At 62.1% G+C, this 9,265-nt stretch carries 7 protein-coding genes and 1 pseudogene; 6 read left to right on the forward strand and 2 right to left on the reverse strand.

Annotation, left to right across the window (positions count from 1 at the left end; all coding sequences use genetic code 11):
* Window positions 1-841 (reverse strand): annotated as a pseudogene (locus ACOVRJ_RS23435) (hypothetical protein); the annotation flags it as partial.
* A 490-nt stretch (window positions 842-1,331) separates the two neighbouring features.
* On the opposite strand from ACOVRJ_RS23435, the gene ACOVRJ_RS23440 reads away from it, so the two are divergent.
* Together ACOVRJ_RS23440 and ACOVRJ_RS23445 are read left to right on the forward strand one after the other, a co-directional pair.
* Window positions 1,332-2,288, forward strand: a complete 957-nt coding sequence (locus tag ACOVRJ_RS23440; protein WP_422046235.1) for a hypothetical protein — start codon at window positions 1,332-1,334, stop codon at window positions 2,286-2,288.
* A 49-nt stretch (window positions 2,289-2,337) separates the two neighbouring features.
* Window positions 2,338-3,711, forward strand: a complete 1,374-nt coding sequence (locus ACOVRJ_RS23445) for a methyltransferase domain-containing protein (protein ID WP_422046236.1) — start codon at window positions 2,338-2,340, stop codon at window positions 3,709-3,711.
* Window positions 3,712-3,734: 23 nt separating this feature from the next.
* Here the strand turns inward: ACOVRJ_RS23445 and ACOVRJ_RS23450 are convergent, their stop codons facing one another.
* Complete coding sequence (locus ACOVRJ_RS23450) at window positions 3,735-4,391, reverse strand: GntR family transcriptional regulator (RefSeq protein WP_422046237.1); 657 nt, start codon at window positions 4,389-4,391, stop codon at window positions 3,735-3,737.
* A gap of 89 nt (window positions 4,392-4,480) precedes the next feature.
* Between ACOVRJ_RS23450 and scpA the strand changes: the two genes are divergently transcribed.
* From scpA to ACOVRJ_RS23470, 4 genes are all read left to right on the forward strand, one after another.
* Window positions 4,481-6,658, forward strand: a complete 2,178-nt coding sequence (gene scpA, locus ACOVRJ_RS23455; RefSeq protein WP_422046238.1) for a methylmalonyl-CoA mutase — start codon at window positions 4,481-4,483, stop codon at window positions 6,656-6,658.
* Between the two features lie 8 nt (window positions 6,659-6,666).
* Window positions 6,667-7,218: a GNAT family N-acetyltransferase gene (locus ACOVRJ_RS23460; protein ID WP_422046239.1), complete on the forward strand. Its 552-nt coding sequence runs from the start codon at window positions 6,667-6,669 to the stop codon at window positions 7,216-7,218.
* Window positions 7,215-8,225, forward strand: a complete 1,011-nt coding sequence (gene meaB, locus ACOVRJ_RS23465; protein ID WP_422046240.1) for a methylmalonyl Co-A mutase-associated GTPase MeaB — start codon at window positions 7,215-7,217, stop codon at window positions 8,223-8,225. The genes ACOVRJ_RS23460 and meaB overlap by 4 nt, the downstream gene beginning before the upstream one ends.
* Window positions 8,218-9,265, forward strand: a 1,048-nt coding sequence (locus ACOVRJ_RS23470) for an acyl-CoA carboxylase subunit beta (protein WP_422046241.1), incomplete at its 3' end; no start/stop codon positions are given. The genes meaB and ACOVRJ_RS23470, both read left to right, overlap by 8 nt.

Below are 9,265 nucleotides of genomic sequence, written 5' to 3' on the forward strand. Positions count from 1 at the left end.
CCAGCGCCTTGAGCTGCTCGGAGCCGAGCACGGACAGCTGTGCCGAGGTCAGGGCGCGGGCCTGTTCGGTGCTCAGGGCCTTCAGGTCCGCCGTCTCCATGCCATCCAGCTGGGTGGTGGTGAGGGACTGGATCTGGGTGGTGGTCAGGTCTTGAATTTGCTCCGTGGTCAGGGCGTTGAGCTGTTCGGTGCCCAGCGAGCGCAGTTGTCCGGTGGTGAGTGCGCGCAGGTCGTCACTCTCCATCTTGGCCATCTGCTCGGTGCTCAGGCCTCGGAGCTGTTGGGTGCCCAGGGACTGGATCTGCGCCGTGCCGAGGGCATTGACCTGCTCTGTGCCGAGGAAGCCAATGCTTTCGGAAGCCAAGCCGCGCAGGGCCGCAGTGCTCAGCTTCGCCACGTCTTCTGTTTCAATCTTGGCGACTTGCTCCGAGCCCAGCGCGCCCAGTTGACGCGAGCTGATGACAGCGAAGATCTCGGTGCCCATGGCCCGCAGGTCTTCAGTGCCTAGGGCTGCCATTTGCTCGGTGGCAAAAACCCGGATCTGCGTGGTGGTCAGGGCCTGCGCCTGCTCACTGCTCATCGCTTTGACTTGATTTGCGCTCAAGGATTGCACCGCGGCGGTGCTGAGCCTTGCAAAGTCTTGGGTTTCGAAGAAGCCAATCTGCTCCGAACTCAAAAATTTGATTGCCTGACTCGACAGGCTTGCGGCCTGATCAGTGGTCAGCGACTTCAGTTGGTCGGACGTGAAGGCCGCCCAATCTTCTGATTTCAGCAAGCGCAAAACGGCCGTTGAGAGGCCTGCAATTTGTTCGCTGGAAAGGCTTTTGATGATCGAAGACATGGTGCGTTACCTCAGTTGGGCGTGGCTGTTTTGGCCAGGTGTCATCAGGATGCTGTTCAGACGAGCGCCTGATCGTTGCACTCGGTTGTGAAAACTCGAGAGGGCTTGGTGGACTCCAAAGCTTCGGAGACCTCCACGCTCAACAAAAATCCGTAATCTGCAGTGGAACCAGCAGCTTTGCCACTTGGGACAAAGAAGCTGGGGCGATGAGTGTGAACTTCGGCATGCCGAAGGTGATCTTTAGTTGTCATGCTGCGCTCATCCTTATCCCCAAAAAGGGGGGGGCTGGGGCTCGAGCTTGTAGACGTTGGAAAACGGGGAAACCCGGTCGCGCAACACACTAACAATCTTGTGTGCGGATGGTAGGGATCTCGTACCTCATCATTGAATTGAAAAGACAGCGCTTCCGTGTGCTTTTGCTCGCTTGGCGTTTGACGGCTTGTCGATGTAATGCGAAGCACCGGCGTCAAGCCTGTTGGGCACACTCGCCATGCAAGTTACCACTCTGATCCCCGCCTACAAGACCAAGTACATCGTTGAGCTTTTGATGGGGCTGATGACGCAAACGATCAAGCCTCAGCGGGTCATCGTTTCAGATGACAGCCCTGACGGTTCATTCACGGCCTTGCTCAATTCACCTCAGTTGGAGTTAGCCCGGCGAAAGCTGCAGATAGAGATCCATACGGGCCCACGTGCCGGGGCCTATGAGAACTTCAAGAATCTGCTTCGTCTGTGGGATGGGGCCACCGAGTTGGTGCATCTGCTGCTGGACGACGACATCATCTATCCCGACTTCTACATGCGCCACTTGATGGCACACGCCAGCTGCCCAAGCCCTTGCAGCATCAGCGCGCGCTGGTGCAGCAACGAACGCGGGCAGCCGGTGGAGGGCATGCCCATCCCCAAACCGGTGTGGTTGTCGAATGACCGGATCGTGCGTTTGGAGGCGTCTCTGTTGTTTTCATCGACGCTGCCCGATTGCACCAATTGGCTGGGCGAGTTTTCCAACTGTGTGATGCGCAAGGAGGCGGCGGGCCTCTTGTTCGACCCGCAGTTCGCCGGCGTTTCCTACGAGGGGCTGTGGGATCTTGGCGCCTTCTTGGCGGCCAGCTTGATTGGCCCGGTGGCGTATATCCAGGATCGTCTCGGCGCCTTCCGGGCGGGCGGCGAGGGGCATTCGGCGCAGATGATGGGCAAGCATATGAAGGCCGCGCATCTGGCTTATGCGGCCCTGAGCTTGGGGGCGGTGCGCCTCGGGCAGCTCAGTCCCGAGAGTGCCCGCCAAGGCTTTAGCGGGCTGCACAACGCCTTGATTGAACGCTACTCGCAAGAGGCTGATGTTGCCCCCTTCATCCCCGTGCTTGCGGGGCTGGTGACGGGGGAGCCGCAAGCCGAAGGCGCCTTTTTGGGGTTGTGGGAGCAGTTCTTGCGCAGCCACAAGTTTTGAATTCGCCCAGCCCTCCCGTGTCATTGACCCATTTTTGAGAGTGTCCACCATGCAATCTGTGCCTGACGAAGCCCAAAGCCTGCCGGTGGTGGTGGTGTCTTACAACAGCGCCGAGCTGCTGCGTAATCTGCTCAGCTCCTTTCGCCGTTTTTACAAGAACCCCGTCCATGTGGTCGACGGCTCTGATGCCGTACACCTGCCGGAGATTCGGCTTGCATTGAGCGAGTTCGAGGGAGTCAGCCTGCATGCGCAAGGTTTCAATATTCACCATGGCCCGGGCATGGCCTGGGCGATTGAAAAGCTCGATCTCGGCCCGCGTGCCTTGTTCTTGGACAGCGATATCGTCGTCTTGAAGCCCGGTTTCATCGAGGACTTGCTGGGCCGTTTGCAGCCGCAGGACTATGGTGTGGGCGGGGTGGCCTATGTCAATCGTGAGGGTTTTGACATTCCTTATGCCTATGGCGCGGTGCCTTATATGCACCCGCCTTGCATGCTGTGCAATATCGACGTCATGAAACAGTGGCCTCTGCCCATCAAACATGGCGCGCCGATGTTCTCCGCCATGCTGGCTTTGCATGACGCGGGCAAGTCGCATCTGCTGCGCCATGTGGACTGGACGCTCAATGATGTGACGCCCGATACCCGTAAGCTCTACTTGGACCACATCGGTCGCGGCACGGTGACCGCCACCCAGGGCTACCACCTGGAAGAGTGGATGGCTGAGGCTCAACAGCGGGCGCAGCAGCAGATCCAGCAAGCCAAGGCCGAGGTGCCGACGGGCTACAACCCAGACCTGTTGCCGCTGATTCCGGCTACGGCGCGGCGCATTCTGGAGGTTGGCTGCAGCACCGGGGCCTTGGCTCATGCGCTGAAGCTGCAGCGCCCGGATGTGCATGTGATGGGCTTGGAGCTCGATCCCAAAGCCGCGCAGATCGCCCGCGCGCATTGCAATGAAGTGCTCAATCTCGACATCGAGAGCGCCGACGAGAGCTTGTTCCGCGACTTTGCCGACCGAGACTGCTGGATCTTCGGCGATGTACTCGAACATCTTCGCGACCCCTGGCGCGTGCTCACTCAAATCCGCAAGGTGCTGCCACCCGGCGGCTGCGTGGTGGCCAGCATTCCGAATGCTCAACATTGGAGCGTGCAAGGGCGCTTGGCCGTGGGCGACTTCCGTTATGAGGCTGATGGTTTGCTGGACCGGACTCACCTGCGCTGGTTCACCCGCATCACGTTGTTCGAGCTGTTCCAATCGGCGGGTCTGCGGGTGGAAGCCGGTGTGCCGCGCATCTTCAATGAGCCGCAAAGAGAGCCGATGTTGGAGGCCATTCGCCATATGGCTCGCGCGATGGGGCGCGACCCTGAAGGCGCGGTGCGCGATGCCTTGCCTTTGCAATACGTGGTTCGGGCGGTGGCGGCCTAAGGCCTCAATACGGCCAGAGCCGATCAGCGGGTTTGGCTGGCGGCGGCCAAGCCATTGTCAAAATGATCGCGCATCAGCTGACTGGCCTCGGCATGGCGGCGCGCCAGCAGGGCTTGCATTAGTTGTCGATGCTCAAGCAAGGAGCTTTGTAGCCGCCCTTGCTTGAACAAGGAATGATGGCGGTTCAGCTTCATCACCCGACGCAGATCGGTGACGATCTGCTGGCGCCAGCGATTGCCCTCGATTTCTAAGAGGCGCAAATGAAAACGCTCATTGGCCGCAAAAAATGCGTCCCGGTCCTCGACCTGACGCTCTAAATCCGCATGCAGTGCTTGCAACTCGGCCAAGGCTTCGTCGCTGGCGCTTTGCGCGATCTGTGCAGCCGCGTCGCTTTCCAGTAGAGCCAGCAACTGATAAGCCTCGCGCACATCGCGCTCGCTCATCTCGGTGACATAGGCGCCGCGGCGCAGCTTCATGGTCACCAAGCCTTCAACGGCCAGCACTTTCAGTGCCTCGCGCATCGGCGTGCGGCTGATGCCTAACTCGGCGCAGAGCTTCAACTCATCGATCCAGGCACCGGGCTCCAGCTGGCGGCCAAAAATCTGCTGGCGCAAATGCTCGGCCACTTCTTGATAAAGGGCGCGAGGGGCGAGCGTGCGGGTTTTGGCGTCGGCGTTCATGGCAATCTGCCGTCAGTGTAGCGTCAATTCTGAATTTATAATTATGAATGATGGTCGCGCTATGATGCAGCGTCCGCAGGAGCCAAGAGATGTCTGAATCCAAGAAGCAAGCGTTCGAATTCCCGCAAGCCACGCTGGCGCAGTGGGAAAAAGCCGCCGCCAAGTCCGCCCCCGGGGGCGATGTCTCGGCCCTGAACTGGCACACGCCCGAAGGCCTGACGGTCAAGCCGCTCTACACCGCGGCCGATTCGGCGGGCCTGCCCTATGCCGACACCTTGCCCGGCTTCGAACCCTTTCTGCGCGGCCCGCAGGCCACCATGTATGCCGTGCGGCCCTGGACGATTCGCCAGTACGCGGGCTTCTCCACCGCCGAGGAAAGCAATGCCTTCTACCGCAAGGCCTTGGCGGCCGGCGGGCAGGGCGTGTCAGTCGCATTCGATCTGGCCACACACCGCGGTTACGACAGCGACCATCCGCGGGTGACCGGTGATGTCGGCAAGGCCGGCGTGGCGATCGACTCGGTCGAGGATATGAAGATCCTCTTCAACGAGATCCCGCTCGACAAGGTCTCCGTCTCCATGACCATGAACGGCGCCGTGCTGCCGGTGTTGGCGGGCTATGTGGTGGCGGCGGAAGAACAGGGCGTTTCGCAGGACAAGCTCAGCGGCACCATCCAGAACGACATCCTCAAGGAGTTCATGGTCCGCAACACCTATATCTACCCGCCCGAGCCCTCGATGAAGATCATCGGCGACATCATCGAGTACACGGCGCAGAAGATGCCCAAGTTCAACTCGATCTCGATCTCGGGCTACCACATGCAGGAAGCAGGCGCCAACCAGGCGCTGGAGCTGGCCTTCACCCTGGCCGACGGTAAGGAGTATGTGAAGACCGCCCTGGCCAAGGGCCTGGATGTCGATGACTTTGCGCCCCGCCTGTCCTTCTTCTGGGCCGTGGGCATGAACTTCTATCTGGAGATCGCCAAGATGCGGGCCGCGCGCCTGCTCTGGTGCCGGATCATGAAGGGCTTCGAGGCCAAGAACCCCAAGAGCCTGATGCTGCGCACGCACAGCCAGACCTCGGGCTGGAGTCTGACCGAGCAAGACCCCTACAACAACGTCGTGCGCACCACCATCGAGGCCATGGCCGCGGTCTTCGGCGGCACGCAAAGCCTGCACACCAACTCGCTGGACGAGGCGATTGCCCTGCCCACCGAGTTCAGCGCCCGCATTGCCCGCAACACCCAGCTCATCATCCAGGAAGAGACCCACATCACCAGCGTGATCGACCCCTGGGCCGGCAGCTACATGATGGAATCTTTGACCCAGGACATGGCCGAGAAGGCTTGGGCCATCATCGAAGAAGTCGAGGCCATGGGCGGCATGACCAAGGCCGTGGACAGCGGCTGGGCCAAGCTCAAGATCGAGGCCAGCGCGGCCGAGAAGCAGGCGGCCATCGACTCGGGCCGCGATGTCATCGTCGGCGTCAACAAATACAAGCTGGCCAAGGAAGACAAGATCGAGATCCTCGATGTCGACAACGTCCGCGTGCGTGACGGCCAGATTGAGCGGCTCAAATCCATCAAGGCCAGCCGCGACAGCGCCGCCGTACAGGCCGCGCTCAATGCCCTGACCGAAGCCGCCAAGTCCGGCCAGGGCAATCTGCTGGACCTGAGCATCCAGGCCGTGCGCCTGCGCGCCACCGTCGGCGAGATCAGCGATGCGCTCGAGGCCGTCTACGGCCGCCACCGTGCCGACACGCAAAAAGTCACCGGCGTCTATGCTGCGGCTTATGACTCGGCCGAGGGCTGGGCCAAGCTGCAAGAAGAAATCTCGGCCTTTGCCGAGGAGCAGGGCCGCCGTCCGCGCGTCATGGTGGCCAAGCTGGGCCAGGACGGCCACGACCGCGGCGCCAAGGTGGTGGCCACGGCCTATGCCGACCTGGGCTTCGATGTGGACATCGGTCCGCTGTTCCAGACCCCCGAGGAATGCGCCCGTCAGGCGATCGAAAACGATGTGCACGCGGTCGGCATCTCGACCCTGGCCGCCGGTCACAAGACCCTGGTGCCGGCCATCATCGCCGCGCTGAAGGCACAAGGGGCCGACGACATCATCGTCTTCGTCGGCGGCGTGATCCCGGCGCAGGACTACGACATGCTCTACGAGGCCGGCGTCAAGGGCATCTACGGCCCCGGCACGCCCATCCCGGCCAGCGCCAAGGATGTGCTGGAGCAGATCCGCTTGAGTCTGCAGTCGCCCGCAGCCTGAGCGCGACGATGAACGGTTTCAGCCTTCAAGCCGTACGAGACGAAGACTTCGAGGCCATGTTGGCGCTGCGTATGGAGGCGCTGCGCGACAGCCTGGAGCGGCTCGGCCGTTTTGATCTGCAACGCGGCCGCGAGCGTTTTCGCGCCGGTTTCGCGCCCGAGTTCATGCAGCACATCTGCCGCGATGGTGAACGCATCGGCTTTCTGACCCTGCGGCCTGATGGCGACTGCTTGCGCCTCGACCATCTTTACCTGCGCCCCGCTCAGCAAGGGCAGCGTGTTGGCGCCTGGGCGATCAGTTGGGTCAAGGACCGAGCCCGCGCAGCCGGGCAAGACGTGACCCTCTCGGCCCTCAAACTCAGTGATGCCAACCGCTTTTACCGGCGCCATGGCTTTGCGCAGACGGGCGAAAGCGAGTTCGATATCGACTATCGCTGGCGCGTTCCCCGGCCCGGCGAAGACGCGCAACTGGCGGTGGTGCAGGCCGGCGTCGAACCGGTGTGGACCGGCGTGGCCAGCGAGCCTGCTGGTGATTCTGCCCTTGAGGCGTCGCGCCCATGAGTCTGGCGCCCGCACTTTTGTCCGGCCCTGGCCCCATGCAGCGGCGCGCGATGGCTAAGGCCATCACCTTGCTCGAATCGTCCCGCGCCGACCATCGCGCCCAGGCCGATGCCTTGCTGACCGAGTTGCTGCCGCACACCGGCCGGGCCTTCAGGCTCGGGCTGTCCGGCGTGCCCGGCGTCGGCAAAAGCACCTTCATCGAAGCGCTGGGCCTGTTTCTGATTGAGCGCGGTCACCGCGTGGCGGTGCTGGCGGTGGACCCGAGCAGCAGCGTCTCGGGCGGCTCTATCCTTGGCGACAAGACCCGCATGGAGCGGCTCTCGATGGATGAGCGCGCCTACATCCGCCCCAGCCCCAGCAGCGGCACGCTGGGCGGTGTGGCCGAGAAAACGCGCGAGGCGATGCTGGTCTGTGAGGCTGCGGGTTTTGATGTGGTCATCGTCGAGACTGTGGGCGTAGGCCAGAGCGAAACCGCCGTGGCCGGCATGACGGATATGTATGTGCTGCTGCAGCTGCCCAATGCCGGAGACGATTTGCAGGCGATCAAAAAGGGCGTGATGGAGCTGGCCGATCTGGTCGTCATCAACAAGGCCGATCTGGACTGGGCCGCTGCCACGCGCGCCCAGGCTCAGATTGCCTCCAGCCTGCGCCACTATGGTCATGCCGGCCAGCAGGCCAGCCACCCAAAGGTCTTGCAGGTCAGTGCGCTCAAAGCGTCTGGGCTGGACGCGTTTTGGGCCGCGGTCGAACAGTTTCAGGCCGAGCAAGCGCGCGATGGGCGGCGCGAGGCCAAGCGTCAGGCGCAGGCGCTGGACTGGATGTGGGAACGCATTCACGCCGGCCTGCGCCAACAGTTTGCGCAGGCGCCGGCCGTCAAGGCGGTGCTGGCCGAGGTGGCCGAGCAGGTTCGCCAAGGGCGCTTGCCGGCCTCGGCGGCGGCGCGCGATCTGCTGACAAAATTCAATCAATCTGGTTCCGAACATTTCATTGGAGACGGTGATGCATGACATCCAACAAAGGCTTGAGGAAATGCGTGCCTTGGCGCGCTTGGGCGGCGGCGAAAAACGCATCGCCGCCCAGCACGCCAAGGGCAAGCTGACCGCGCGCGAACGGCTGGAGCTCTTGTTCGACGAAGGCACTTTCGAAGAATGGGATATGTTCGTTGAGCACCGCTGTGTCGACTTCGGCATGCAGGACAACAAGATCCCCGGCGACGGCGTCGTCACCGGCTACGGCATGATCAACGGCCGCCTGGCCTTCAGCTTCAGCCAGGACTTCACCGTCTTTGGTGGCGCGCTGAGCGAGTCGCATGCCGAGAAGATTTGCAAGGTGATGGACCAGGCCATGAAGGTCGGCGCGCCCGTGATCGGCCTGAATGATTCGGGTGGCGCCCGCATCCAGGAGGGCGTGGCGTCCCTTGGCGGTTATGCCGATGTGTTCCAGAAGAATGTGTTGGCCTCGGGCGTGATCCCGCAGATCAGCATGATCATGGGCCCCTGCGCCGGTGGCGCGGTCTACTCGCCCGCCATGACCGACTTCATCTTCATGGTCAAGGACTCGAGCTATATGTTCGTGACCGGGCCAGAAGTGGTGAAAACCGTCACGCATGAGGAAGTGACCGCCGAGGAGTTGGGCGGCGCCGGCACCCACACCAGCAAGAGCGGTGTGGCCGACCTGAGCTTCGAGAACGATGTCGAGGCGATTCTGATGCTGCGCCGCTTCTTCAACTACCTGCCGCTGAACAACCGCGAGAAGGCGCCCACCCGGCCCAGCGGTGACCCGGGCAATCGCCTCGACCATTCGCTCGACACCCTGGTGCCGGAGAATCCGAACAAGCCCTATGACATGAGGGAGCTGATCCTCAAGACGGTCGACGATGGCGACTTCTTTGAGCTGCAGCCTGAGTACGCGAAGAACATCCTGACCGGCTTTGCCCGCATGGAAGGCCAAACGGTCGGCATCGTGGCCAACCAGCCCTTGGTCTTGGCCGGCTGCCTGGACATCAAGAGCTCCATCAAGGCCGCGCGCTTTGTGCGCTTCTGCGATG

Source organism: Roseateles sp. (assembly GCF_049240545.1).
In the GTDB taxonomy this organism is placed as follows: Bacteria; Pseudomonadota; Gammaproteobacteria; order Burkholderiales; family Burkholderiaceae_C; genus Paucibacter_A.